This is a genomic window from Methylorubrum salsuginis (genome assembly GCF_900114375.1).
Lineage (GTDB): Bacteria > Pseudomonadota > Alphaproteobacteria > Rhizobiales > Beijerinckiaceae > Methylobacterium > Methylobacterium salsuginis.
The window spans coordinates 283,426-308,398 of the sequence record NZ_FOSV01000002.1 but is presented as its reverse complement, the minus strand read 5'-3'; the positions used below and the strand labels follow the sequence as shown (position 1 = coordinate 308,398).

Annotated in this window: 23 protein-coding genes; 11 read left to right on the top strand and 12 right to left on the bottom strand. The window is 70.2% G+C overall.

Going from position 1 to position 24,973, the window contains the following annotated elements; all coding sequences use genetic code 11:
- Window positions 1-143 precede the first annotated feature (143 nt).
- Window positions 144-479: a heme-degrading protein HmuQ gene (gene hmuQ, locus BM140_RS04155; RefSeq protein ID WP_091942247.1), complete on the top strand. Its 336-nt coding sequence runs from the start codon at window positions 144-146 to the stop codon at window positions 477-479.
- A gap of 22 nt (window positions 480-501) precedes the next feature.
- Here hmuQ and BM140_RS04150 read toward each other — a convergent pair whose 3' ends face one another.
- Window positions 502-1,641, bottom strand: a complete 1,140-nt coding sequence (locus tag BM140_RS04150; RefSeq protein WP_244535304.1) for an MFS transporter — start codon at window positions 1,639-1,641, stop codon at window positions 502-504.
- 335 nt (window positions 1,642-1,976) lie between these two features.
- On the opposite strand from BM140_RS04150, the gene BM140_RS04145 reads away from it, so the two are divergent.
- Window positions 1,977-3,482, top strand: coding sequence for an exopolysaccharide biosynthesis polyprenyl glycosylphosphotransferase (locus BM140_RS04145; RefSeq protein ID WP_091942243.1), 1,506 nt, complete (start codon window positions 1,977-1,979; stop codon window positions 3,480-3,482).
- Between the two features lie 186 nt (window positions 3,483-3,668).
- Here BM140_RS04145 and BM140_RS04140 read toward each other — a convergent pair whose 3' ends face one another.
- Window positions 3,669-4,220, bottom strand: a complete 552-nt coding sequence (locus BM140_RS04140) for a Fur family transcriptional regulator (RefSeq protein WP_244535279.1) — start codon at window positions 4,218-4,220, stop codon at window positions 3,669-3,671.
- 139 nt (window positions 4,221-4,359) lie between these two features.
- On the opposite strand from BM140_RS04140, the gene BM140_RS26540 reads away from it, so the two are divergent.
- From BM140_RS26540 to BM140_RS04130, 3 genes are read left to right on the top strand one after another with little or no spacing between them, the layout of a single operon-like run.
- The gene (locus tag BM140_RS26540; protein WP_280142581.1) at window positions 4,360-4,494 is read left to right on the top strand and encodes a hypothetical protein; all 135 of its coding nucleotides are present in this window, start codon (window positions 4,360-4,362) and stop codon (window positions 4,492-4,494) included.
- Window positions 4,476-5,348, top strand: a complete 873-nt coding sequence (locus tag BM140_RS04135; protein WP_091942242.1) for a metal ABC transporter ATP-binding protein — start codon at window positions 4,476-4,478, stop codon at window positions 5,346-5,348. Before BM140_RS26540 ends, BM140_RS04135 begins: the two co-directional genes overlap by 19 nt.
- Window positions 5,349-5,401: 53 nt before the next feature.
- Window positions 5,402-6,232 carry a metal ABC transporter permease gene (locus BM140_RS04130; RefSeq protein ID WP_091942707.1) on the top strand — a complete coding sequence of 277 codons (831 nt, stop codon included), beginning with the start codon at window positions 5,402-5,404 and terminating at the stop codon, window positions 6,230-6,232.
- 109 nt (window positions 6,233-6,341) lie between these two features.
- Here BM140_RS04130 and BM140_RS04125 read toward each other — a convergent pair whose 3' ends face one another.
- Window positions 6,342-6,974: an exopolysaccharide biosynthesis protein gene (locus BM140_RS04125; protein ID WP_280142580.1), complete on the bottom strand. Its 633-nt coding sequence runs from the start codon at window positions 6,972-6,974 to the stop codon at window positions 6,342-6,344.
- A 287-nt stretch (window positions 6,975-7,261) separates the two neighbouring features.
- Between BM140_RS04125 and bcsS the strand changes: the two genes are divergently transcribed.
- Window positions 7,262-8,035, top strand: a complete 774-nt coding sequence (bcsS, locus tag BM140_RS04120) for a cellulose biosynthesis protein BcsS (protein ID WP_091942240.1) — start codon at window positions 7,262-7,264, stop codon at window positions 8,033-8,035.
- Window positions 8,036-8,132: 97 nt separating this feature from the next.
- On the opposite strand, the gene BM140_RS04115 is transcribed toward bcsS, so the two are convergent.
- Both BM140_RS04115 and BM140_RS04110 read right to left on the bottom strand, forming a co-directional pair.
- Window positions 8,133-9,656: a cryptochrome/photolyase family protein gene (locus BM140_RS04115; protein ID WP_091942238.1), complete on the bottom strand. Its 1,524-nt coding sequence runs from the start codon at window positions 9,654-9,656 to the stop codon at window positions 8,133-8,135.
- A gap of 6 nt (window positions 9,657-9,662) precedes the next feature.
- Window positions 9,663-10,397, bottom strand: coding sequence for an SDR family NAD(P)-dependent oxidoreductase (locus BM140_RS04110; protein WP_091942236.1), 735 nt, complete (start codon window positions 10,395-10,397; stop codon window positions 9,663-9,665).
- A 135-nt stretch (window positions 10,398-10,532) separates the two neighbouring features.
- On the opposite strand from BM140_RS04110, the gene BM140_RS04105 reads away from it, so the two are divergent.
- Window positions 10,533-11,399, top strand: coding sequence for a methionyl-tRNA formyltransferase (locus tag BM140_RS04105; protein ID WP_091942234.1), 867 nt, complete (start codon window positions 10,533-10,535; stop codon window positions 11,397-11,399).
- A 48-nt stretch (window positions 11,400-11,447) separates the two neighbouring features.
- On the opposite strand, the gene polA is transcribed toward BM140_RS04105, so the two are convergent.
- On the bottom strand, window positions 11,448-14,582 hold the full coding sequence (polA, locus tag BM140_RS04100; protein ID WP_091942703.1) for a DNA polymerase I: 3,135 nt from the start codon (window positions 14,580-14,582) through the stop codon (window positions 11,448-11,450).
- Between the two features lie 448 nt (window positions 14,583-15,030).
- Between polA and BM140_RS04095 the strand changes: the two genes are divergently transcribed.
- A complete protein-coding gene (locus tag BM140_RS04095; protein ID WP_091942232.1) occupies window positions 15,031-15,477 on the top strand; it encodes a hypothetical protein in 447 nt (148 codons plus the stop codon).
- 262 nt (window positions 15,478-15,739) lie between these two features.
- A complete protein-coding gene (locus tag BM140_RS04090) occupies window positions 15,740-16,231 on the top strand; it encodes a cupin domain-containing protein (protein ID WP_091942230.1) in 492 nt (163 codons plus the stop codon).
- A gap of 12 nt (window positions 16,232-16,243) precedes the next feature.
- Here the strand turns inward: BM140_RS04090 and BM140_RS04085 are convergent, their stop codons facing one another.
- Window positions 16,244-17,404, bottom strand: coding sequence for a YihY/virulence factor BrkB family protein (locus BM140_RS04085; RefSeq protein ID WP_091942228.1), 1,161 nt, complete (start codon window positions 17,402-17,404; stop codon window positions 16,244-16,246).
- Window positions 17,405-17,655: 251 nt separating this feature from the next.
- Here BM140_RS04085 and BM140_RS04080 point away from each other — a divergent pair, with 251 nt between their 5' ends.
- Together BM140_RS04080 and BM140_RS04075 are read left to right on the top strand one after the other, a co-directional pair.
- Window positions 17,656-18,399: a hypothetical protein gene (locus tag BM140_RS04080; RefSeq protein WP_244535276.1), complete on the top strand. Its 744-nt coding sequence runs from the start codon at window positions 17,656-17,658 to the stop codon at window positions 18,397-18,399.
- 148 nt (window positions 18,400-18,547) lie between these two features.
- Entirely contained in the window at window positions 18,548-19,612 is a 1,065-nt protein-coding gene (locus BM140_RS04075; RefSeq protein ID WP_091942226.1) for a zinc-binding metallopeptidase family protein, read from the top strand.
- Between the two features lie 10 nt (window positions 19,613-19,622).
- Here BM140_RS04075 and cckA read toward each other — a convergent pair whose 3' ends face one another.
- From cckA to fliE, 5 genes are all read right to left on the bottom strand, one after another.
- Window positions 19,623-22,301 (bottom strand): cell cycle histidine kinase CckA, encoded by a 2,679-nt coding sequence (gene cckA, locus BM140_RS04070; protein WP_091942224.1) that lies wholly within the window; start codon window positions 22,299-22,301, stop codon window positions 19,623-19,625.
- A gap of 119 nt (window positions 22,302-22,420) precedes the next feature.
- Window positions 22,421-23,488: a flagellar biosynthesis protein FlhB gene (gene flhB / locus BM140_RS04065; RefSeq protein ID WP_091942222.1), complete on the bottom strand. Its 1,068-nt coding sequence runs from the start codon at window positions 23,486-23,488 to the stop codon at window positions 22,421-22,423.
- Window positions 23,489-23,500: 12 nt separating this feature from the next.
- Window positions 23,501-24,277: a flagellar biosynthetic protein FliR gene (fliR, locus tag BM140_RS04060; protein ID WP_091942220.1), complete on the bottom strand. Its 777-nt coding sequence runs from the start codon at window positions 24,275-24,277 to the stop codon at window positions 23,501-23,503.
- A gap of 33 nt (window positions 24,278-24,310) precedes the next feature.
- Entirely contained in the window at window positions 24,311-24,577 is a 267-nt protein-coding gene (gene fliQ, locus BM140_RS04055; protein WP_056247544.1) for a flagellar biosynthesis protein FliQ, read from the bottom strand.
- Between the two features lie 85 nt (window positions 24,578-24,662).
- Window positions 24,663-24,971, bottom strand: coding sequence for a flagellar hook-basal body complex protein FliE (gene fliE, locus BM140_RS04050; RefSeq protein ID WP_091942218.1), 309 nt, complete (start codon window positions 24,969-24,971; stop codon window positions 24,663-24,665).
- Window positions 24,972-24,973 lie beyond the last annotated feature (2 nt).

Here is a 24,973-nt window from a genome sequence, read left to right as displayed (position 1 = left end):
TACGTAGAGTCGGATTGAATGCGTCCCTCGGCCGGTCGTCACAGGCGTGACGGCGGCGTTCCAACCGGGACGCGAACGGCGGCAGGACACGGAAGCGAGACGGCGCCGGGCCGGCGCCCCAACGGATCGGGAGTTGATCGAGCATGTTCATCGCGATGAACCGCTTCAAGGTGGTGAAGGACGCGGCGCAGGATTTCGAGCAGGTCTGGCTCGGACGCGACAGCCATCTCGGCGAGATGGACGGCTTCGTCGAGTTCCATCTCCTGAAGGGGCCGGAGGCCGAGGACCACATCCTCTACGCCTCGCACACGATCTGGCGCTCGAAGGCCGATTTCGAGGCCTGGACGCGCTCGGAGCAGTTCCGCAAGGCCCATGGCCGGGTGCCGGGCACCAAGCCGCTCTATCTCGGCCATCCCCAGTTCGAGGGCTTCGAATCGATCCAGACCGTGGCGCGCCCGGACGCCGAGCAGGCGGCCTGATCGTGCCTCCGCCGCGGCGGCCTCAGCGCAGCCGCGGCAGGAAGACGGCCAGGAGCCCGATGAAGGGCAGGTAGGCGCAAATCGCGTAGACCTGCTCGATGCCGACCCGGTCGGCGAGTTCGCCGAGCAGGGCCGCGCCGAGGCCGCCCATGCCGAAGGCGAAGCCGAAGAACAGCCCGCCCACGAGCCCGACCCGTCCCGGCAGCAGATCCTGCGCGTAGACCAGGATCGCCGGCATCGCCGAGGCCAGGATCAGGCCGATCGGCACCGAGAGCGCCACCGTCCAGAACAGGTCGGCATGCGGCAGGGCCAGGGTGAAGGGCAGCACTCCCAGGATCGAGCCCCAGATCACCAGCTTGCGGCCGAACCGGTCGCCGATCGGCCCACCGAGCAGCGTTCCGGCCGCCACGGAGCCGAGGAACACGAACAGGTAGAGCTGCGACTGCGCCACCGGCACGCCGAAGCGGTGGATCAGGTAGAACGTGTAGTAGGACGAGAAACTCGCGGTGTAGAAGAATTTGGAGAAGATCAGGGCCAGCAGGATCGCGATGGTGGCCACGACCCGCGCCCGGCCGAGCCCCCCGGCGGCGGCACCGCTGCGCGGACGGGCCGCCCGCGGCGCTGCGGCGAGCCGGCCCGCGTACCAGCGACCGACGAGGCCGAGCACGGCGAGGCCGACGAGCGCGGCGAGGCCGAACCACGCGACGCTGCCCTGGCCGTGGGGCACCACCACGAAAGCGGCGAGCAGCGGCCCGAGCGCGGTGCCGGCATTGCCGCCGACCTGGAACACCGATTGCGCCAAGCCGTAGCGCCCGCCGGAGGCGAGGCGCGCCACCCGGCTGGCCTCGGGATGGAAGATCGCGGAGCCGAGCCCGACGAGGGCGGCCGCCGCGAGCAAGGCACCGTAGGTCGGGGCGGCGGCGAGCAGCGCCAGACCGAAGAGCGACAGCACCATGCCGCCGGCAAGGGAGAAGGGCAGCGGGTGCCGGTCGGTGTAGAGCCCGACCAGGGGCTGGAGCAGCGAGGCGGTCGCCTGGAACGCGAGGGTGAGGAGCCCGATCTGCCCGAAATCGAGGTGGAAGCTCTGCTTGAGCAACGGGTAGATCGCCGGTAGCAGCGACTGTACGAGATCGTTCAAGAGATGCGATAGACTGAGTCCCATGAGCACGGCGAGCGCCGGCCCCGTGCCCGGCACTGCCGCATCGCCTCCCGGCACGGTCGAACCCCGTCGAGATGAGACTGCTTCCGCCTCCGGCGCCTCGGCCCCCGCCCCCATCGCGCTCTCCGTCCGTCCCGCCTCCGCTCCCCGCCGCGCTCCATGGCAGCCCGGCCGGGGCTGGGCAATCGCCGTCTCGCTTTCGGTACGGCCGATCGGTGCGTCGCTTGCGCCGATGCCCCTCAGAAGGGGCGGGACGGCCGTAAGGCGTTCCGCTTCGGGACAGACTTCGCCCAGGCCGGCACTTCGGCGCCGCCTCGGGCAAAACCCGCGCGAGACACATGTTTCACGAGCGTCCTCCCGAGAAGTTCCAGCGCCTCCCCCTGGCGCGGGCGCGGCGTGCCGTCTGGGCGGCCCTGATGCCGCGGCGCGAGCGCACGGCCCTGCGCCTCGCCATCTCCTCGGCCCTGCTCGCCGCCGACCTGCTGGCGATCCTGGCGACGGGCTACGCGGTGGACGCCGCCTATTACGCCTACAGCACGGGCGGCGCGTTGCTGCCGCTCGCAGCCAGCCGCAACCTGCAGACCGCGGGCGTTCTGGCCCTGATCGTCCTGCTGACCAACGTCGTCCGCGGCGAGTACAGCATCGAGCACTGCCTCGCGCCGGTTCCCCTCCGGCGGCGCACCGCGACCCTGTGGCTCCTGGCCTGGGCGATCGCCCTGCTGATCGGCTTCGCCACCAAGGTCTCGACGGACTTCTCCCGCGTCGCCTCGGCGGCCTTCTTCGTCGTCGGCCTGCCCGCCATCCTGTTCGTGCGTGCCCGGATGGTGGCGCTGGTGCGCCGCCACGTGACGCCGGCCTCCGCCTCGGCGAGCCGGGTCCACCTCGTCGGCTACGAGGAGGACATCGCCAATTTCTACGCCAACAACGACGTCGAGGCCCTGGGGCTCAGGGTCGTCGGCACGAGCTACCTGCGCCGCTTCAACGCCAGCACCGGCGCGGCCAGCGCCGAGGCCCTGCTCGGGGAAGACCTCGACCTCGCCGTCTCGGTGGTGCGCTTCCTGCGGCCCGACGACGTGTTCGTTCTGGTGCCGTGGTCGGAGACCGCCGACATCGAGCGCTGCATCGACGCCTTCCTGCGGGTGCCCGCCGCCCTGCACCTGCGCCCCGGCGTGATGATGGACCGCTTCCCCGACCTGCAGGTCGCCCGCGTCGGACGCCTGTCGGGCATCAATATCGGCCGCCGCCCCCTCTCGACGGGCGAGGTGATGCTCAAGCGCGCCTTCGACGTGACGCTGGCCGGCATCGCGCTGGTGCTGCTGGCGCCGCTGTTCCTCGCGGTCGCCGTCCTGATCAAGCTCGACAGCCCCGGCCCGGTCTTCTTCCGGCAGCGCCGCTACGGCTTCAACCAGCAGGCCTTCGGGGTCTACAAGTTCCGCAGCATGAAGGTGCAGGCCGACGCGCCGTTCCGGCAGGCCTCGCGCGGCGACGACCGCATCACCCGCATCGGCGCGCTCCTGCGCAAGACCAACATCGACGAGTTGCCCCAGCTCCTCAACGTGATCCTCGGCGACATGTCGCTGGTCGGCCCCCGCCCGCACGCGCTCGCCCACGACCGCAGCTTCGAGCGGCGCATCGCCCTCTATGCGCGGCGCCACAACGTGAAGCCGGGCATCACCGGCTGGGCCCAGGTCAACGGCTTCCGCGGCGAGACCCGCACGGACGCGGCGATGGAGGCCCGGGTCCAGGCCGACCTGCACTACATCGACAACTGGTCGATCTGGCTCGACATCAGCATCATCATCCAGACGGTGATCTCGCCGCGCGCCTACCGCAACGCCTTTTGAGACGCAGCTCACCACCCGTCATTCCGGGTCGCCGCGGGCGAACCCGGCCCCGGAGGGGCGCGCCGGAGGCGTGAAATCCGGCGACGGGGCGCGACGCTTCGTGAGGCCGCGCATCACGGGTGGATCCCGAGTTCCGCTGCGCGGCCCCAGGATAACGGCGCGGAAGAACAGAGCCCCGTCGAAACGTCAGCTCCCCGGCGCGCCCGCGCGCTCCCGACAAGCTCCGCACTCCCCCTCGACCTCCAGGATGCGGCTCGTCGGGGTGAAGCCGGCCTGCGCGAGCGTCTTGTCGAGCGCGCTCTCGACCGCGGGCGCGGTCATCTCGTCGATGCCGCCGCACTGGCGGCAGATCAGGAAGACGAGGCTCGCGCCTTCGCCGTGGTCGTGCCCGCAGGAGACGAAGGCGTTGCGGCTGGAAATGCGGTGAACGAGCCCCTGCTCGGTCAGGAAGTCGAGCGCCCGGTAGACCGAAACCGCCGCGACGCGCCGCCCCCCCTGCCCGCTCATCCGCTCGGCGATGTCGTAGGCGCCGAGCGGGCGCCCTTCCGCCGCCACCACCGCCAGCACGTCGCGGCGCAGCGGCGTGAATTGCAGGCCGCGCTGCCGGCACAGCCGCTCGGCCCGCTCGGTCGCGCCCTCGGCGCATTGCCCGCAGCCGTGCCGGCCGTGCGACCCCTCGTGGTGATGATGCTCATGCAGAGGATCGTGACGTGGGTCGTGCTGCGCGTCTGCGCGCATCCCGGCCTCCTCATCCGGCCCGATTGAAACGAGGCCGTGTTACAGTGTATCAGCCGCCTCAAGATAGGCGCCCGCCCGCCATCGGGCAACGACGGCGCGGCGCCCGCTTCGACACCGCTCACATGTCCGGGAAAGCCCCATGATCCGTGCCGGCGGGGCCGACCGTCTCCCGCGCCGCTCCCTGTTCCGCAGCGGGGCGTCCTTACGGCTCGCCGCGGCCCTCGTTCTGGCGGGGCTGCTCTGGGCCGTGATCCTGTGGGCGATGGCCGCGTGAGCGCAATCCGCTTCCGCGGCCTGACGCTCGGCTACGACCGGCATCCGGCCGTCCATCATCTCGACGGCACGGTCGCCTCCGGCGACCTGCTGGCGCTGGTGGGGCCGAACGGGGCCGGCAAGTCGACCCTGCTCAAGGGCATCGTCGGCGAGGTCGGGGCTCTGGACGGCGCGGTCGAGACGGGCACCAAGGCCATCGCCTACCTGCCCCAGGCCGCCGAGATCGACCGCAGCTTCCCGGTCAGCGTGCTGGACCTCGCCGCGATGGGCCTTTGGCGGCCCTTCGGCGCCTGGGCGAGCCTCAAGCGCCACCGCCCGAGACTGCTCGACGCCCTCGCCGCGGTCGGCCTCTCCGGCTTCGAGGACCGGCCGATCGGCACGCTCTCGGGCGGCCAGTTCCAGCGGGCGCTGTTCGCCCGGCTGATCCTGCAGGACGCGCGGCTGATCCTGCTCGACGAGCCCTTCACCGGCATCGACGAGCGCACCACCGCCGACCTTTTGGCCCTGATCCGCGGCTGGCACGGGGAAGGCCGCACCGTGGTGGCGGCCCTGCACGACCTGCATCAGGTGCGCGCGCATTTCCCCTCGACCCTGGTGCTGGCCCGACGCCCCATCGCCTGGGGCTCGACCGCGGAGGTGCTGACGCCGCCGGTGCTCGCCCGCGCGCTCGCCCTGTCGGAAGCCTGGGACGAGGCCGCCGCGATCTGCCGGCATGGGACCAGGGCTGGGACCGGGGATGAGGCCGCCTCCGCGGCGGCGCACGATCATCACGGCCACCGGCATGACGACGGGCATGACCACGCTCACGCCCACAGCCCCTCTCACGGCCATGCCGGCCATGGAGCCGCCCCGTGACGCTCGCCGGCCTGTCCGATCTTCTCGTCGGCCCCTTCGTCGAATTCGGCTTCATGCGACGGGCCCTGGCGGGATGCCTCGCCCTGTCGCTGTCGGCGCCCCCCCTCGGGGTCTTCCTGATGCTGCGCCGGATGAGCCTGATGAGCGAGGCGATGAGCCACGCCATCCTGCCCGGCGCCGCCGCGGGCTTCCTCGTCGCCGGCCTGTCCCTGCCGGCGATGACGCTGGGCGGGTTGATCGCCGGCCTCGCGGTCGCACTGGCCGCGGGCTTCGTCACCCGCTCGACGGTGCTGAAGGAGGATGCGAGTCTGGCCGCCTTCTATCTGATCTCCCTGGCCGGCGGCGTCTTTCTCGTGTCGCTGCGCGGCTCGCAGATCGACCTGCTGCACATCCTGTTCGGCACCGTGCTGGCGCTCGACGACGACGCCCTGGTGCTGCTCGGCGGCATCGCGAGCCTGACGCTGGCGGCGCTCGCCGTCCTCTACCGGCCGCTCGTGATCGAATGCGTCGATCCGCTGTTCCTGCGCAGCGTCGGACGGGTCGGCGGGCCGGTCCACTCGGCTTTCCTGGCGCTCGTGGTGATCAACCTCGTCGGCGGCTTCCAGGCGCTCGGCACGCTGCTCGCCGTCGGGCTGATGCTGCTGCCGGCCATCGCCGCCCGGTTCTGGGCCGCCGACCTCTCGGGGCTGATCCCGGTCTCGATGCTGATCTCGATGCTGGCGAGCGTGACGGGGCTGCTGGTCTCCTACCACGCTGGCATCCGCCTCCCGACCGGGCCGGCGATCGTGCTGGCGGCGGGCGCGCTCTATCTCGTCTCGATGCTGATCGGCCCCCGTGGCGGGCTGCTCCACCGCCTCGTCCGGCGGCGGCATCTGGAGGCGTGAACAGCATTCTTGGGTTGCGTAAATCGCCGTCCGACGGCCATCGATTTACGCACTCGGCGGACGCCCGCCGCCACGCAGTCGCGGGGGCGATGAGGCATCGCCGATCGTCTTACGAAGCCAGCCCCGGGATCGCCTGGCTGAGCCAGTGCAGCGCGCTCATCACGCTGGCGAACAGGGTGTAGACGAAACCGATCGAGATGCCGACGCCGACGCCGCCGATGGCGACGCCGATCAGGACGACGATGCCGTCGCGCTCCACCAAGCCGAGCCCGATCAGTGAGACGGCGAGTCCGAGGGGGATCTGACCGAAGAAGGGCGGCGCCACGATCAGGGCCAGCGCCATCGCCAGGATCAGCACGCCGGTGCTGCGCATGCCGATGGCGGTCTCGAACACGCTCATGCGCGGCTTCGACCAGCGCTCCAGCCGCCGCAGCAGCGGCACCGCGCGGGTGACCGCCTTGGCCACCGTCGCGCGGGCGACCGACTGGCCGAGCACGCGCTGGGGCAGCCAGGGCGAGGACATGCCGGCCACGATCTGCACCGCGATGAGCAGCAGCAGCAGGCCGCAGACCAGCGGGATCGGCGGCGGCATCGGCAGGCAGTTGGGCAGGCCGAGCAGCACCACGAGCAGCGCGAACGCCCGGTCGCGCAGGACGGCGATGATATCGCCGACCGTCAGCCGCTCGCTCTCCTGGCTCGCAAGCAAGGTGAGAACATCGGAGGTGCGCGCAGCGGAGGACAAACCGGCTCGGCCATTGGCTTCGGACAGGCGCGGCTCTAGCCCAACCGGAAGGTTCCGCCAAGCGGGTGCGAATGCGGGTCCCCCTTGTGGCCCCTTGCCCGCGTGCGGCGAATCACATGAGCGACGGTTCGATTCTCAGTCGAAACCCTGAGGTTGGCCGCCCCTTCGATTGACAAACCTCAAGATGATCCGCGCAGGAAAAACATCGAATATTTGATAAACTTGTGGCCACAGCCTGAGATTGCGCCAGAGATTGGCCCCTTCGACACGAACCCATGCGACGACCGATGGGGAGGGGCACCGAGACAGGGCGGGGAGACGGCGCGCCGCCGAGGGCGCGGCGCGTGGCCGGAGGCTTCGTTCGCCGATGGCTGTCGGCGCTGACCCTGACCGCAGCCGCGAGCCCGGCCGCCGCCGAGGATGCGGGCCTGCGCAGCATCCTGTTCAGCAGCCTAGAGGCCGGCGCCTCGACCTTCTCGACCAGCGGCGCCAAGGTCGCCTTCGACCGGTTCGACCGCGATGGGCCGGTCGTGCTGGTGAGCGGCGGCAGCGGGATGCGCCTGGAGGGGGGCGGCCGCCTGCCGGTGCTGGTGCGGACCACGCTGCTTGGCGCGGCACTCGGCGGCTACCAGTTCGTGCAGCCCTGGGGCGTGGTGACGATCCTGGCCGGGCCCGAACTCTCGGTCGAGATGCTCACGACCGGGAGCGGCGCGGCGCTGCTGCCGCTGCGCAGCGGGTTGCGTCTGCACGGCGAAGTCTGGGCGCGGCCCACCGAATCCACGCTGGCCACCGCGACCGTGATCCTCGGCTCGGGCCGGGGCGACGCCTGGGGCCGCCTGTCCTGGGGCTATGCCCTGTTCGGCGCCTATATCGGCCCCGAGGCCGCCCTCTCCCTCGACCGCACCGGCTACCGCAAATGGAGTTTCGGGCTCCACGCCACGGACTACGCGCTCGGCGGCTACCGATTCCGCCTGTCGGCGGGCTGCCAGTTCGAGGGGCAGGCGAACGGGCGGGCCCGCCCCGGCCCCTATCTCGGCTTGGCGATCTGGAACGCTCTGTAGAGCATCGTCCTGGATATCGGATCCACGACGACGCTCTCCGTCATTGGGCCGCATCGTCTTTTTCCGAAAGCCGGAAACCACCTTTCGGGACGATGCTCTAACTCGTCGCCAGCGAATCGAGGAAGCGGCCCGCATCCGCCGCGATCTCGGCCCGGCGCTTGGGTCCGAACCGCTCCAGGGTGCGGTAGGGCATGCTCATCCGGGGATTGCCCGACAGGCGCTCCGCGTTCTCGATCAGAAAATTCCAGTAGAGATAATTGAACGGGCACGCCGTCGGCCCCGCCTTGGCCTTCACGTCGTAGGCGCATCCCCGGCAGTAATCCGACATCCGGTCGATATAGGCGCCGGACGCCGCGTAGGGTTTCGAGCCCATCACCCCGCCATCGGCCCACAGCACCATGCCGTGGACGTTGGGCAGCTCGACCCATTCGTAGGCGTCGGCATAGACCACGAGGTACCATTCCTCGACCTGCGCCGGCGCGATCCCGGCGATCAGGGCGAAGTTGCCGAGCACCATCAGGCGCTGGATGTGGTGGGCGTAGGCGTGGTCGCGGGTCTGACCGACGCAGGCCTTCAGGCAGGCCATCTCGGTCTCGCCCGACCAGTAGAACCACGGCAGGTCGCGTTTCGCCGAGAGCGCGTTGGTGCGGGCGTAGTCGGGCATGCGCGCCCAGTAGAGGCCGCGCACGTATTCGCGCCAACCGAGGATCTGGCGGATGAAGCCCTCGGCGCAGTTCAGCGGCACCCCGCCCTCCCGATAGGCACGCTCGGCGGCGCGGCAGACCTCGTCCGCGTCGAGGAGGCCGGCGTTGAGCATCGGCGAGATCAGCGAATGGTAGAGGAACGGCTCGCCGTCACGCATGGCGTCCTGATAGTCGCCGAAGCGCGGCAGCCCTTCTTTCAGGAAGCCGGCCAGGACGGTCAGCGCGTCGGCGCGGGTGACGGGCCAGGCAAAACCGTCGAGCCGGCCGAAATGCGCGCCGAATTCGGCCTCGACCAGTTCGATCACCTCTCGCGTGATCGCGTCCGGCGGGAAGGCGAGGCGTTCCGGCGGCTCCAGCGATTTCGGCAGAGCCTTGCGGTTCTCCGTATCAAAGTTCCAGCGCCCGCCCTCGGGCTCGGCCCCCTCCATCAGCAGACCGGTGCGCTTGCGCATGTCGCGGTAGAACGTCTCCATCCGCAGGCTCTTGCGCCCCTCCGCCCAGGCCTCGAACCGGGCACGCGAGCAGAGGAAGCGGTTGTCCTCGCGGATCTCCAGGGGCAGGCTTTCGCGCCAGTCCTGCATCATCTCCCAGACCCGCCACTCGCCGGGCTCGGTGACGACGACGCGATCCGGCTTGTGCCGGTCGAAGGCCCGCTCCAGCTCGCCCGTGAACGAGCCGGTATTGGCGGGATCGTCGAGGCGGACGTAATCGACGCCGACGCCCTCCGCCTCGAGATCTTGGGCGAAGTGGCGCATCGCCGCGAACAGGAAGGCGATCTTCTGCTTGTGATGGCGGACATAGGTCGCCTCCGCCCGGACCTCGACCATCAGGACGATGTCGGCCTCGGGATCGAGGTCGGAGAGCGTCGCGATGCGGCGGTGAAGCTGGTCGCCGAGGATCAGGCGAAGGGTTCCCACGCCCCCTCAGCCCTTGGTGCGCAGGCGCGAGCGCCCGCCATCGACACCGATGACCTGACCGGTGACGTAGCCGGCCTGCGGGCCGACCAGGAAGGCGGCGAGTTCGGCGACGTCCTCCGGCTCGCCGATGCGCTGGAGGGCGTGCATGCCGGCAATCCCTGAGGCCAGCGCCTCGTTGCGGGTGATGGCCTCGGAGAGCGGCGTGCGGGTGAGGGAGGGCGCGACCACGTTGACCCGGATCGTAGGCGCGAGTTCGGCCGCCAGCGACAGGGCGAGCCCCTCGACGGCCCCCTTGGCCATGGCGACGGAGGCGTGGTTGGCAAAACCCTGCGCGGCCGCGACCGTGGAGAACAGCACGACGCCCGCCGTCCCCTCCCCGACTCCGGCCTTGAGCGCTTTGGCCGAGGCCTGCACCGCCAGGAAGGCGCCGAGCGCATTGATGCGGAAATCCGCCTCGATCCGCTCCGGAGCGAGCTTGGCGACGGGCGCGAGCTGGATCGTGCCGACCGCGTAGACGAGGCCGCTCAGGCGATCCCCCGCCTCCTGCGCCACGCGGGCGAACAGGCCCGGATCCGTCACGTCGCCGGCGGTGAAGCCGGTCTCGCCGAGTTCGGAGGCCGCCCGCTCCAGGCGCCCGGCATCGCGGCCGACGAGGTGGAGCGGCACGCCGCGGGCCCGCAGCAGCCGAGCCGTGGCGCCGCCGATGCCGCCCGTCCCCCCGTAGATCACCACGCGATCCATCTGACGCCCACCTTTCCGACTTCACCTCTGTTCCGGATCGGCTAGCTAAGGTCCGGCGGCCCGCCGTGGAGTTGGATGGAGCCGCTCCGCCCCGGCACGTAAGGTCGCAGGCGGACGGAAGAGGCGAGACCCGAGATGAAATTCGCGTTTGCCGGCATCGACTTCCTCGGCTCCGTGTTCGACGGGCTGGTCGAGGCGGGCTGGACGCCGGTCAAGCTGTTCACGCGGCCCTGCGACGCGATCTACGATCACAACGACGTCGTCGTCGCCCAGGCCCGGCGCCACCGCATCCCGATCCAGCTCTCGCGCATCCTGCCCGACGACATCGAGCGTCTGGCCAAGGAACACGGGCGCGACGTGGCCCTCGTCGTGGCGGGCTATCCCTGGCTGGTGCGGGGCTGGCACGGGCGGGTTCGCTACGCCCTCAACATCCATCCCTCACCGCTGCCGACCGGACGGGGCCCCTACCCGCTGTTTCGCGCCGTGCTCGACCGCTACGAGAGCTGGGGCGTGACCGCCCACGTGCTGGCCGAGCAGGGCTTCGACACCGGCGACATCCTGGCCCAGGACCTCTTCCCGACCGACCCGCGGGAGAGCCATGAGACCCTGCTGATCAAGTGCCAGATGGCGGCGCGCCGCCTCGCCCTCGGGCCGATCGGCCGAGACCTCACGGAGCGCTGGCGCCGGCCCGAGCCGCAGGGCGACGGCTCCTACTGGCCGCGGGTGTCCGATGCCGACCGCACCCTCGACTTCCGCCAGGACGTGGAGGCGGTGCTGCGCCGCATCCGCGCCTTCGGCCGGATCGAGACGATCGCCAAGCTCGGCGACAACCGGGTCTTCGTCGCGGAGGCGGAAGGCTGGTGCGAGGCCCACCGCCACGCGCCGGGGACGGTGATCCATCGTCACCGCCGCCAGGTCGTGATCGCCGCCCGCGACGGCTACGTGCTGCTCACCCGCTGGAGCCCGCTGCCGCTGTCGGAAGTGCCGCATCTCGGGCGGTGAGGCGAAACGCGGCGGGGACGCGAATGGGGGCGGCCGACGGCGGCGCCCTCAATGCGCCTCCTCCCAATTGCCCGCCGCCCGCGCCTCCACCACCAGCGGCACGCTGAGCGTGAGCGCCGGCGCGGGCGCCTCTTCCATCACCCGGGCGATGACGGGGATCGCCCGCTCGACCTCGTCGTCGTGGACCTCGAACACCAGTTCGTCGTGCACCTGCAGCAGCATCTTCACGTCGAGCCGTTCGGCCGTGAGCGCATCCTCCATCCGCGTCATGGCGCGGCGGATGATGTCGGCGGCGGTGCCCTGGATCGGGGCATTGATGGCCTGGCGCTCGACGCTCGCCCGCTCGGACGGGTTGTTCGAGCGGATCTGCGGATAGTGGCAGACGCGGCCGAACAGGGTCGTGACGTAGCCCTTGTCGCGGCACGCGCGCTTCGTCGTGTCGATGTAGTCGCGGATGCCGGGAAAGCGCTCGAAATACTGCTTGATGAAGGCGGACGCCTCCTCGCGGCCGATGCCGAGGCGGTCGGCCAGCCCGAAGGCCGAGATGCCGTAGATGATGCCGAAATTGATGGTCTTGGCCCGGCGCCTGAGATCCCCGGTCATCTGGTCGAGCGGCACGCCGAACATGGCCGAAGCGGTCGCCGCGTGAATGTCGAGCCCCTGCTCGAAGGCCTCCCGCAGCTGCGGGATGTCGGCGATGTGGGCGAGCAGCCGCAGCTCGATCTGCGAATAATCGGCCGAGATCAGCTTCTTGCCCTCCGGCGCCACGAAGGCGCGGCGGATGCGCCGGCCCTCCTCGGTGCGGATCGGGATGTTCTGCAGGTTCGGGTCCGAGGAGGAGAGCCGGCCCGTGGTGGTGGCGGCGAGGGCGAACGAGGTGTGGACCCGGTTGGTCTCGCGGTCGGCGTGTTCCTGGAGCGAGTCGGTATAGGTCGATTTCAGCTTCGCGAGCTGGCGCCAGTTCAGGATTTTCTTGGGGAGCTCGTGGCCGCTTTGCGCCAGTTCCTCCAGCAGCGTGGCGGGCGTGGCCCATTGGCCGGAGGGCGTCTTCTTCGCGCCGGGCAGGCCCATCTTGCCGAACAGGACGTCGCCGATCTGCTTGGGCGAGGAGACCTGGAATTTCTCCCCGGCGTCCTCCTGAATTTCCTCTTCGAGCCGCGCCAGGATTTGCGAGAAATCGCCCGAGAGGCGGCTCAGCATCTCGCGGTCGATGCGGATGCCGGCCCGCTCCATCCGGGCCAGCACCGGCACCAGCGGGCGCTCCAGGGTCTCGTAGACGGTGACGCGGCGCTCGGCGACGAGGCGCGGCTTCATCATCCGCCACAGCCGCAGCGTCACGTCGGCGTCCTCGGCCGCGTAGGCGGTGGCACGATCCAGCGCCACCCGCTCGAAGGTGATCTTGTTGCGGCCGGTGCCGCACACGTCCGTGAAGGTGATGGGCTGGTGGCCGAGATGGCGCCGCGCCAGCTCGTCCATGCCGTGCCCGCCCTTGCCGGCATCGAGCACGTAGGAGATCAGCATCGTGTCGTCGAACGGCGTCACGTCGATGCCGTAGCGATGCAGCACCGAGAGATCGTATTTGAGGTTCTGGCCCACTTTGAGCGTGCCGGCATCCTCCAACAGCGGCTTGAGCAGCCTGAGGGCCGTGTCGAGCGGGATCTGCTCCGGTGCCTTGGCGGCCTCCGCACCGTCGCCGAACAGGTCGCCGCCCTTCCCTTCGGCCGCCACGTGGGCCAGCGGGATGTAGCAGGCCCGCCCCGGCGCGGTGGCGAGCGAGACGCCCACCAGCCCGGCCTTGGCGGCGTCGAGCGCGTCGGTCTCGGTGTCGACCGCGATTGTTCCCGCCTCGTAGCTCTCGGCGATCCAGGCTTCCAGTTGGGCGAGCGTGGTGACGGTCTCGTAGGCCGCCGTATCGAACGGCTTGACGGCTTCCGCCGCGCGGGCGGCGACCAGCGTCGAGGGGGTGGGCTCCGAGGGACCGCGCTTTTTTTTCGTACTCGCGTCCGGAAGATCGAAATCGGCGAACGGATCGGCTTCGCCCGACTCAGGGGGCGCCGCCCCGTCCCTGCGCTCGGGGGCAGCTTCCGTCTCCGGATCAATGGGCAAGGTGTCGTCGCCGAAGAACGGCACCGCGTCCGAGCCGCCCGCCGCGTTGGTGTAGGCGTGGGGCTGTGCGCCCGGCAGCAGCGCGGGATCCGGCTTCACGGCTTCCGGATCGACATGGAGCATCTGGGCGATGCGCCGCGTCAGGGTGTTGAACTCCATCGCCTTGAGGAAGCCGACGAGTTTTTGCGGGTCGGGCTTCGGCACGCCGAGATCGTCGAGCGGCACCGGCACCGGCACGCTCTCTTCCAGCGCGACGAGGCGGCGGGAGAGCTTGGCCTGATCGATGTTGGCCAGAAGCGTCTCGCGGCGCTTGGGCTGCTTGATCTCGGCGGCCCGCTCCAGAAGCTGGGCGAGGCTGCCGTATTCCTTGATCAGCGCGGCGGCAGTCTTGAGGCCGATGCCCGGCACGCCCGGCACGTTGTCCGAGGTGTCGCCGATCAGCGCCAGGGCGTCGCCGATCTGCTCCGGCGCCAGCCCCTCCCACTTGGCGATGATCGCGTCGCGGTCGAGGTTGCGCTCGGGCCGGTAGCCGGGCTTGCCCTTGGCGCCGGATTCGAAGTCGTAGAACCGGATCTTGTCCGAGACGAGCTGCATCAGGTCCTTGTCGGAGGACACGATGATCACCTCGGCGCCCCGCGCCTCGGCCTGCCGCGCGTAGGTGGCGATCAGGTCGTCGGCCTCGTAGCGGATCAGCTCGACCGCATGCAGGCCGAAGGCGCGCACCGCGTCGCGCATCAGCGGCATCTGCCGCTTCAGGTCGTCGGGCGCGTCGGGGCGGTGGCCCTTGTAGTCCGGAAACAGCTCCTTGCGGAACGAGCCCTCGGACTTGTCGAAGACGATGCCGAGATGGGTCGGCTTCACGCCGGCCGCGCCGTCCTGCAGGAACTGCGCGATCTTGGTGCAGAACAGCCGCACCGCCCCGGTCGGCAGGCCGTCGGAGGGCCGGGTGTTGTACTTCTGGTCCTGGTTGATCGACTGGAAATAGGCCCGGAAGATGAAGGACGAGCCATCGACAAGAATCACCCGGTCGTCGGCTCCGACGGGCTTGGCCGCTTGAGGCTGGTTCTCGTCGGTCATCGGGCGGGCCATCATCGGCGAGGCGGAACGGGAGGGCGAAGCCATAAAGCATTTTCGCCGTCCCCGGCCATCGCCGGGGCCACCGGAAATGCCGCAGGCCACCGCTTCTCACACGCACCCCACTACCCGGGCGGCCGTGCCGGCGAGAAATGTGCGGCGTCCCCCCAACCCTGTGCGCCGGCGCACGCACCGAAAGTGCGACGCAGCAATCCCGCAACCAGCTGATAATGCTTCATAATTTTCGACGCGCATCCTGTCGCGGCATCAAAGTTCATTGTCTCAAGTTGATTTCGAAACATAGTGATGGTGCGGTGCGACAAACCGTGCATTGCCCGGCCGACGATCGATACCAGATCTGGCTCATCGCAAACGAGCGGTGATGATGCGGACGCGATTACGCAGACTGCACCAGACGATCCGCTCAAGGCCCTTAGTCAAAGGATCGATCATGAACACCCTGACCAAGATCACCGCCGCTGCCGCCCTCTCGCTCGGCATGGCCGCCACCCCGTCGCTGGCCCAGGGCGTCTACGGCGGCACCTACGGCAACGTCTACGACAGCCCCAGCTACAACCGCGACGGCACGCTCAACGTATGGGGCGCGCATATCGAGCCGACCCGTCCGGGCACCGGCCTCCTCGGCGGCGTCGGCTCCGTGGTCGGCGGCGTGACCAACGCGGCCGGAACCATCGTCACCGGCACCGTGGGCGCGGCGGGCAACGTCGTGGGCGGCGTGGTCGGCGGCACGGTCCGCGCGACCGACGACATCGTCACCGGCTCGGTCAACGCGCGCCCCGGCCGCTACACCGATTACTCGGCCCGCGCCGGCAACGCCGAGCAGCTCGACCGCACCGTACCGCAGTACGGCCGCGTGAGCGGCGGCCCGGCCTACTAATACCGATCGGCGAGGATCCCGACGCATCGCCGATTGCGCCCGCGACTGCGACTTACCTCCGCAATGGCGGGGCGGCGGGCGTCCGCCGGACGCACGGAACAGGTCCATTGGTCCTGAGCGACCAACGGGGGAGCGGCGGGGCGATCAGCCTCGCCGTTCCCTTTTGCGTGAACGGCGGGCGCTCCGGCAACGATGCGGACGACCGGGCGTTGGGCCGCGAAACTGCCCGACCCCGTCGCTCAATCCAGTCCGAGGCTGTGGAATGCCCGTTCGAATCCCTCTGGCCATCGCGGGTCTCTCCGCACTGCTCGCCGCTCCCGCCATCGCGGCGGGCGAGCACGCGCATCCCGCCGCCGTGACCCTACCGGAGGGCAGCGCCGTGCCGTGGCAGCCGGGGCCGCCGAACCTGCCCCAGGGCACGCAGATCGCAGCGCTGGCGGGCGATCCGGCCAAACCCGGCCCGTTCGTCCTGCGGGTGAGGTTTCCGGCCAACACCGTGATCGCGCCGCACACCCACTCCAAGGACGAGACGCTGACGATCCTGTCGGGCTCGATCTATCACCAGCACGGCACGACGATGGACAAGAGCAAGGGCGAGCCCCTGAGGGCCGGCGGCTTCGTCTATCTGCCGGAAGCCATGCCGCACGCGCTCTGGACCACCGACGAGGAAGTGGTGCTGCAGGTCAACGGCAGCGGGCCGTTCGGCGTCGATTACATCAACCCCGCCGACGATCCGAGCCGCGCCGGGAACTGAATTTTTCGGATCTCAGGCCGCCGCGCCGACCGTATCGGCCATCTTCGCGTCGCGCTCACCCAGGGGCTTGGGCGCGCCGACGGTGGTGTCCTGGGCGGTCTGGTGCTCGGTCTCGGCATTGATCTGGGCGCCGAGCAGCACGATCGTGGTCGAGAGCCAGATCCACGTCATGAAGCCGATGGCGGCGCCCAGCGAGCCGTAGGTCTTGTCGTACGAGCCGAAATTCGAGACGTACCACGAGAACAGCAGCGAACCGGCGAGCCACAGGAAGGCGGCCAGCGTGCCGCCGGGCGTGACCCAGCGCCAGCGCGGCGCGTCGCGGCTCGGGCCGTAGCGGTAGAGCACGGCGAGCATGCCGAGCACGACGACGAAGAGCGCGGGCCAGCGCAGCAGCGCCAGCCACCAGCCCTCGGCGCTGAGGCCGAGCGTCTGGATCGCCACCGGCACGGCGACGATGCCGACGAGCGCCAGCACGACGAAGAGCAGGGCGCCGGCCGTGAAGGCGAGCGAGACGAGGTTGAGCCGGAAGAAGCCCCGCCGCTCCCGCTCGTTGTAGACGAGGTTGAGCGCGTCGAAGACGTGTTTCACGCCGCCGTTGGCGCTCCAGACCGAGAGCGCGATGCCGGTGAATGCGGTGAGCCCGAGGGTGGTGTCGCCCTTCTCGGTCACGCGCTTGACCTGCTCGGCGACGATGTCGAGTCCGCCCGAGGGCAGGATGCCGCGCAACGCCTCGATCTGCTCGTTGATGGTCGAGACGTCGGCGATCAGTCCGTAGACCGAGACCAGGGCGGCAATCGCCGGGAAGATCGCCAGCAGCACGAAGAAGGTCACGCCCGCCGAGACCAGCATCAGCCGGTTCTCGCCGACATCGCGATAGGCCCGCTTGAGGATGTCCCACCAGCCGACGGCCGGGATTTGTTCCGGGCTGTCGGCCGTGCGCCCCCGATGCTTTTCGGCCCGCGCCACCCGGTGCGCGTCCGCGCCCTCGTGCGAGGGAGACTCTTGGCGCGCGCTGTCCGCGTCTCCGGTCGGCGAGGCCCCGCCCGCTCGCGGGGCGGGCCGGCGCGGCAGGGCGACGAGGCCCAACAAGGCCGCCGAGACGGCGAGCGTCCACAAGGTGGCGTGGCGCGGATCGGGCTGGGGCACCGGGAGGGCGGGCTCTGGCGTCGGCATCGGTCGGCTCCGGCCGCTGCGGATGGGCGGCGCGACGAGGCAACCGGCCCTCGCGGCACCCGGTTCACATCGGCGTGAGACCGGAAAATCGGTGCCTTGAAAAATTCACAATTCAGTCACCGTTCCGCCGGAACCGCATAGCTCGGCCCCATGTTGAGTGCGCATCGGTCGAACGCGACCAACCTCGCCGAGTGTCTTTCACGACTTTTCCGCCCACGGCGGAAAACGGACTCCCGAGGCCCGGGAGCGTCGTGAAGCAGCTTCAGGAGCCGCCGATGCCCTCGATCCTGCCCCGCTCCGGACGGCGTGCCGCGCTCGTCCTGGCTTCCTCCGCCCTCGTGCTGTCGACCGTCGTCGGCGTCCATGCCCAGGAGGCCGGCCTCGGCGGCCTGTTCGGACATCTGTTCGGCGGCACCCCGCGGCAGGCCGCGCCGGCGCCCGTCCAGACGCAGGCGGCGCCCCCCGCTTATTACGGCGGGGCCGAAGTGAACGAGCGCTACCGCTGGCGCCGCAACGCCCGCGGGGCCGAGCGTCGCGCCAAGCCCAAGGTGCGCTACGCGGCGCTGCCCAAGGCCGAGGACGTCTCCGGGGTCAGCGGCAAGCAGCCGGTCGATCAGAAGGCGATCGCGGCCAACCCCACCGCCGCCATCTTACGCGACGAGACCCTGCGCCCCGGCGACATCGTGGTGATGCCGACCGGCCCGAAGGTCTTCATGGGCCACGAGGAGCGCGGACGCGGCGCCAAGGCCGCCCGCCACCGGATGAGCGACTTCGAGGACGTGCGCAACGCCCGCTCCCTCGACTCGAAGACCCGCAAGCAGCTCCTCGCCATGATGGTCCCCCACGGCGCGATGCCGGCCGAGGAGGCCCGCAAGGCGCTCGCCAAGGCCCGCCGCCTTGCGCCGAAGGAGGACATCGAGACCCTGACCCGCCAGGCCCGCAACGAGACCGGCGAGGGGACGCGGGTGATCAGCCTGTGGCAGGCGGCGCGCTGAGGCGGCGCGGCGCGCAAAGGAAAATCCACCTCGGCGGGAACACGCCCGGTCGCGCATGGTTGGCCGGCCGTCTCCCCTGTCCGGCCAAGCCATTGCACGCCCGTTGCATGGCGGAGCCTTCCGACCTTCCGCCGAGAACCGCGCCTCGATGAAGCTCTTCCGCTGCCAGTCCTGCGACAACATCCTGTATTTCGAGAACCGTACCTGTCAGCGCTGCGGCCATCGGCTCGGCTACCTGCCGCAGGCCGGCACGCTCTCGGCGCTGGAGCCCGCGGGCGACAACAACGCCTGGACCCCGCTGGCGCTGCCGGAGAGCCGGAGCTTCCTCTGCACCAACGCGGCGCACGATACCTGCAATTGGCTGGTGCCGCCGGGCTCGACCGACGCCTTCTGCCTCGCCTGCCGCCACAACGGCACGGTGCCGGACGTGTCCGACCCGAAGAACCTGCATTTCTGGCAGGAGATGGAACTGGCCAAGCATCGGCTGTTCTACACGCTGTTGCGCTGGAACCTGCCGCTGAAGACCCGTGCCGAGGACCCCGAGCACGGCCTGATCTTCAATTTCCTGGCCGACCCGCCCGCGACCGAGGGCCCGAAGGTGATGACCGGCCACGAGAACGGCGTCGTCACCATCGCGCTGATCGAGGCCGACCCGGCCGAACGCGAGAAGCGCCGGACCAGCATGGGCGAGCCCTACCGGACGCTGCTCGGCCATTTCCGTCACGAGGTCGGCCATCATTACTGGGACATCCTCGTGCGCGACGGCGGGAAGCTCGATGCCTGCCGGGCGATGTTCGGCGACGATTCGCAGGATTACGGCGCGGCGCTCCAACGCCACTACGACCAGGGCCCGCCCGGCAACTGGCAGGAGAACTTCGTCTCCGCCTACGCCACCACCCACCCCTGGGAGGATTTCGCCGAGACCTGGGCCCACTATCTCCACATCGTCGACACGCTGGAGATGGCCTCGGCCTTCGGGATGCAGGTGAAGCCCGATGTCGACCGCTCCGGCGAGATCTCCGCGCAGATCACCTTCGATCCCTACGCGGCGCAGACCGTCGAGCAGATCGTGGATGCGTGGCTGCCGCTGGTCTTCGCCCTCAACAGCATGAACCGGGCGATGGGCGAGGGCGACCTCTACCCCTTCGTCATCGCCCCGCCGGTGGTCCGCAAGCTCGGCTTCATCCACGACCTCGTGCACGGGCGGGTGTGAGGGCCTCGCCCTACCCCGCCATCGTGGTCTTCACCGTCTCCACCAACTGCTTTAGGCTGAAGGGCTTGGGCAGGAAGTTGAAGGCCTCGCCCTCGGGCAGGTTCTTGCGGAAGGCGTCTTCGGCATAGCCGGAGACGAAGATCACCTTCAGGTCGGGCCGGTGCTTGCGCAGCTCCCGCAGCAGGGTCGGCCCGTCCATCTCGGGCATGACCACGTCGGAGACGACGACGTCGATGCCGTCGGCATGCTCCTCGATGAGCCGCAGCGCCTCGACGCCGGAGGCGGCCTCCAGCACCGTGTAGCCGCGGGCCGAGAGGGCGCGGGAATTGACCGCGCGCACCGGATCCTCGTCCTCGACGAGCAGCACCGTGCCCTGGCCGGTATGGTCGGCGGCGGGTTTCTGGGGTTCCGGCTTGGGGGCCGGCTTCGGCTCCGGCTTGGCCTCCAGCGCGGCGGGCTCGCCCACGGTCGGCGTCGCCTCGCTCGGCTCGGAGGTTGTCCGCTCGGGCTTGGGCAGGGCCGCGACGGGCTCCGGCTCCGGCAGGGTCTCGACGCCGGGCACGTGGCGCGGCAGGTAGATGCGGAAGGTCGTGCCCTCCCCCACCGTCGACTGCACGTCGATGGCCCCGCCCGACTGGTTGACGATGCCGAACACCGTCGAGAGGCCGAGGCCCGTGCCCTTGCCGATCTCCTTCGTGGTGAAGAACGGCTCGAAGATCTTCTGCAGCACCGCGGGCGGGATGCCCTCGCCGGTATCGGCGACCTCGATCATCACGTGGTCGCCCGGCGGGATGCCGACGGGGCGCTCGGCATCGGCCGCGCAGTTCGTCGTGCGGATCGACAGGCGCCCGCCGCCGGGCATGGCGTCGCGGGCGTTGACCGCGAGGTTCACGATCACCTGCTCGAACTGGTTCACGTCGGCCTTGATCGGCCAGATCTCGCGGCCGTGGCGGAAATCGAGCTGCACCCGCTCGCCGAGGAGCCGCTTCAAGAGCAGCGTCAGGTCGGACAGGGCCTCGCCGACATCCATCACCTCCGGCCGCAGGGTCTGGCGGCGGGAGAAGGCCAGCAGCTGGCGAACGAGCGAGGCCGCCCGGTTCGCGTTCTGCTTGATCTGCATGATGTCTTGGAAGGCGTGGTCGGTCGGCCGGTGGCTCGCGAGCAGGAGGTCCGAGTAGCCGATGATCGCCTGGAGCACGTTGTTGAAGTCGTGGGCGATGCCGCCCGCGAGCTGGCCCACCGTGTCCATCTTCTGGGTCTGGGCGATCTGCTGCTCCAGCTGGCGCTGGGCCGTGGTGTCGAGGGCGTAGAGGATCACCCGCTCGCGGTCGGCGTCCGACTCGGCGCGTTGCGTCCCGTCGGCGTCGGCCGGGCTCATCCAGACGCGGGCCGAGCGCTCGCCCTCGCCCGACAGGCCGACCTCGATCGGGTCGAGTCCGCCGAAGCCGTTGGCGGCCCGCGCCAAAGCCGCCTCGATGGCGTGGCGGTCGCGCTCCAGCACGGCCTCGCGCATCAGCGGCTCGTGCGCGTCGCGGCCGGCCTCGGCCGAGGGCTGGCGCGGCATGCCGGAGAACAGGCGCACGAACGAGGCGTTGGCGCGGATGACGCGGCCGTCGCCGTCCAGCGTCGCGATGGCGATCGGGCTGGTGTTGAGGAAGCGGGCGAGCCGCACCTCCGCCGCGCGCTGCGGCTCGTCGGAATCCGAACCCGCCGAGCGGTTGAGCACGAAGGTGCGCGACGGGCCCGGCGCGCCGTCCTGGCCGTAGGCGACGCGATGGTAGAGCCGCGTCGGCAGCGGCTGGCCGTTGCGGCGGCGCAGGTCGATGTCGAAGCGGTCGGTGCGGACCTCGCCGGGGAGGCCGGGGGCGGCCGACAGCACGTCGGCGCCGGGGGCGATCTCGAGGAGCTTCAAGCCGCCCGATCCGACGGTGGCGAGGTCGTAGCCGAGCCAGGAGGCCAGCGTGGCGTTCATGTAGACGATCGCGCCCGCGGCATCGATCGACAGGAAGCCCGCGGGGGCGTGGTCGAGATAGTCGATCGCGTGCTGGAGCTCTTGGAAGACGTTTTCCTGGCGCTCGCGCTCGTGGGTGATGTCGCTCACCGTCCAGAGCGCCGCCGCGCCGCGGGGGCGCGGGATCGGCCGCACGGCGATGCGGTACCACGCGAAGTCGCGCTCGGCGGCCCCACCGGGCGGCGGCGACATGCGGATCTCTTCGGTGTAGGCGCGCTCGTCGCGGGCGGCCTGCGCCAAGCGGTAGACTGCCTCGGACACCTCGGGGGCGCCGACGAAAATCCGCTCGATCGGCCGCAGGTTCGAAAAGCTGTCACCGCCCGCGAGGCGCATATAGGCCTCGTTGGCGTAGATCATCCGCCCGCCGTCCTCGACGACGAGCTTGCCCTCGGGGGCGGCATCGACGATGGCGCGGGTGATGTCGTCGCGCGAGGCCGGGCCCGCGAGCTGGATCGCCCCGATGGCGAGCGCGAACAGGAAGAACACGCCGGCCATGGCGAGCAGCGCCAGGAGGCCGAGGATGAGCGGCTGGGCCTGTTCGTTCGCCACGAACGACAGGCCGACGGCCGCCCCCACGAGGAGCCCGGCCAGCATCAGCAGGAGCCCGACCCGGCCCGGGCGCTCCGAGCGGTCGATCGAGCCCGACGCCGGCACCGCTGGTCCGCTGACCTCAGCCATCAGGCCCTACCCATTCCCTCACGCCCGTCTCCGGCGCGCCGTGGGGCCAGATGTGCCGGACAATGGTGCATAAACCGTGGCATTTGAGGGACTTCGCCGTCTCGGGACGAAGCGTCTCCTTACGCCGCCCGGCGGCGCAGGCGAAGCACGAAACCGATCACCTCCGCAACCGCGCGATAATGCTCGGCCGGAATCTCGTCGTCGACCTCGACGGTGGCGTAGAGGGCGCGGGCCAGCGGCGGGTTCTCCATCACCGGCACGTCGTGGTCCTTGGCGACCGCGCGGATGCGAAGGGCCAGGGAGTCCACGCCCTTGGCGACGCAGACCGGCGCGGCCATGCCGGCCTCGTAGCGCAGAGCCACGGCGAAGTGGGTCGGGTTCGTCACCACCACGGTGGCGGTGGGCACGGCGGCCATCATCCGCTTCTTGACCTTCGCCTGGCGCAGCTGGCGCTGGCGGGCCTTCACCTCGGGGCTGCCCTCGCTCTCCTTGTGCTCCTGCTTCAGCTCCTCCTTGGACATGCGCAGGCGCGCCTTCCAGCGGTGGCGCTGGTAGAGGGCGTCGGCGAGCGCGATGGCCGCGTAGATCGCCAGCATCCCGCCCATCATCTTCACGGCGAGCGAAAGCGTCGCGGCGAGCGCCGCGCCGGGCTCCAGCTGCGCGAAGGATTCCGCCCGGTCGTGCTCGGCCCAGAGGATGGCGCCGGCCACGACGCCGACGAGGATGAGCTTGGCCAGGCCCTTGCCGAAATTGATCCAGGACTCCATCCCGAACAGCCGCTTCATGCCGGCCATCGGCGAGATGCGCGAGAATTGCGGCACCAGGCTCTGCGCCGTCAGGATCGGCCGGTGCTGGAGGAAGCCCGCGGCGAGCGCGGCGACCACGGCGAGGCCGAGCGGCACGGCAAGCGCCTTCAGCCCGATCCAGGCGGCGCGCATGGCGACCCCCAGGAACGTACCGGGATCGGCCGGCACCTCGCCGGCATGGAGCAGGAAGCCGCGCATGTCCCGCGACAACCCTTCCGCAATGGGCTTGGCCGAGAGGATCAGGGCCAGCGTCAGCGCCGCCAGGATGAAGAAGGTGTAGATTTCCGAACTGTTCGGCACGTCGCCGCGCTCGATCGCCTGTTCGATGCGGCGGAAGGTCGGTTCTTCGGTCTTGTCTTCCTGGTCGGTCTCCTCGGCCATGGCCCTAGCGCCTCACCGCCCGACGAGTTGGCCGAGATAGCGGCCGAGATCGTCCAGAAACAGGCTCATGAGCAGCCCCAGCGCCCCAGCGAGCAGCAGCATCCCGATGATCACCGAGGCCGGCACCGCGAGGAAGAACACCTGCAATTGCGGCATCAGCCGCGACAGCACGCCGAGCCCGAGATTGAACAGGATCGCGAAGACGATGAACGGGCCGGCGATCCGCACGCCGAGCGCGAAGCTGCGGGCGAAGGCGTCCAGCGCGAGCTTGGCCGCGTCCCCCATCGCCGGCAGGCCGGTCGGCGGCAGCACGACGTAGCTGCGGGCGATCCCCTCCAGGGCGAGGTGGTGCAGGTCGGTCGCCATCACGAGCGTGATGCCGAGGAGCGACAGGAAATTGCCGACCGCCGCCTGCTGCCCGCCCATCGTCGGGTCCACCGTCATGGCGTAGGACAGGCCGAGTTGCTGCGAGATGACGTTGCCCGCGGTCGTCAGCGCGGCGAGCACCATCCGCACGCACAGGCCGAGCATCAGCCCGATCAGGATTTCGCTGAACAGCAGCCCGATCAGCACCGGCGGGGCGAGCGTGCCGTTCACCGCCGGCAGCATCGGCCGCACCACGGGAAACAGCACCAGCGTGACGAGGAGCGCGAGCGCCAGCCGGACCCGTGCCGAGACGAGCTGTTCGCCCACCCCCGGCATCAGCATGATCAGCGTGCCGACCCGGGCGAAGGTGAGGATGAAGGCCGCGGCGAGGCCCGGCAGCAGCAGGTTGAGCGAGGCGTTCATGCGCCTCCACCCTACACCGCTCCGCGCGGGGCATCAGCCGCCCGCCGCGATGCGGGCGGCGATGCGGGCCATGTAGGCCGCCATGGCATCGCCCATGAAGGGCAGCATCAGCAGCAGCACGCCGAACACGGTGACGATCTTGGGCACGTAGATCAGCGTCTGTTCCTGGATCTGCGTCAGCGCCTGGAACAGCGACACGACGAGGCCGACCAGCAGGGCCACCAGCATCAGGGGCCCGGCCACCTTGAGGAAGACGAAGATGCCGTCGCGGGCGACGTCGAGGATGGCGAGGCCGGTCATGTTTTTCGGGACTTCGCTTTGCCGGAGATCAGATCGTCGGAGCGCGCATCCCCCCTCCCCGCGGGCGGGGAGAGGGGACAAAAAACTAGATCGGCATCCGCATGATCTCTTCGTAGGCCGAGATCACCCGGTCGCGCACGGCCACCAGGGTCTGGAGCGCGGTCTCGCTCTCGGCGACCGCGGTGACGACATCGACCACGTTGGCCTTGCCGGCGGCGGCCGAGAGGGCGGCGCGGTCGGCCTTCTCGCCGGACTGGGCGACGCTGTCCAAGGTCTGCTGGAGGAGGCCGGTGAACCCGGAGGCGCCCGTCGCCTGGACCGGCTTGGGGCCGGTCGGACGCGCGATCCCTTGAGCGGCGGCGTAGGCGCCCGCGGCGAAGGCGGAACTCGGCATGG